1 protein-coding gene and 1 pseudogene are annotated in these 818 nt (G+C 36.7%); both read left to right on the top strand.

What is annotated here, in order from left to right; genetic code table 11:
- Positions 1–434: pseudogene (locus M3205_RS25150) on the top strand (DUF6094 domain-containing protein); the annotation flags it as partial.
- 58 nt (positions 435–492) lie between these two features.
- The gene (locus M3205_RS25145) at positions 493–693 is read left to right on the top strand and encodes a hypothetical protein (protein ID WP_159868105.1); all 201 of its coding nucleotides are present in this window, start codon (positions 493–495) and stop codon (positions 691–693) included.
- The last annotated feature ends 125 nt before the right edge of the window (positions 694–818 follow it).

The following is an 818-nucleotide window of genomic DNA, read 5'->3' as shown; positions in this document are numbered from 1 at the left end:
ATGTTACACCGGTAGACCGCTTCGTTGCTGCCAATAAAAAGTGGAGTGTTCCTGCAGGAGTAGAAAAATTAAGGACATTCTATACCAAGTTAGCAAATAAATCAGATTTTGTTGAAGGGATTCGAAAAAGTAAAGGGTTTCAGGCCTTTAAAAACCGTTCTAAACCACGCCAGCTAGATATTGGCAACCCTATTCTACCCTTAAATGTTGGCCAACTGGCTCTCTTACTAGCTTCTGGAGCCGTTAATGGAGAAATTGGAGAGGGAGATAATTATCACCTTGTACAGGGACTAGAGCTTGTGAAAAAAATTCCGAGTGAGGAAAAGAAAGTGCACGATAATGGCAGTGTGACCACGATTACAAAAATTCGCACACGACGTGAAGTCAGCGTTAAGGTAATCACGCCTCAGGGGAAAATTTTGAAGCTCGTTTAGAGACAATAAACTAACAGTCTTGACCTAAAGAACAACCTTTTTTATAGGAGGAAAGAATGTGTATTCCCATAATGAAATAGTATTCAAAGAAGAACAAATGAAGATGCTCGTAGCAAAGGATGCACTGCTAAAATTAGTGTATAAAGATATGATATGCAATAGGAAGCATTCAAGTGATGATGCATTAAAAATCATATTTAATGGCTATGTACTTGATGATCCGATCATGGAGGAAGAATATCGTAAATTCTCCAAGTAGTAATCTTTAAATTAGGGGGAAAAAGTATGTTAAAAAATAGTGCTAACCAATTACCTTCTAACACAGAAAAAGTTGTAAAAGAATTAATAGATATTTACTGGTCAGATATCTATAACTCTCAAGTG

The sequence above is a fragment of the Cytobacillus firmus genome (assembly GCF_023715565.1).
Lineage (GTDB): Bacteria > Bacillota > Bacilli > Bacillales > Cytobacillaceae > Cytobacillus > Cytobacillus firmus_C.
This window is presented reverse-complemented; position numbering and strand designations above follow the sequence as displayed.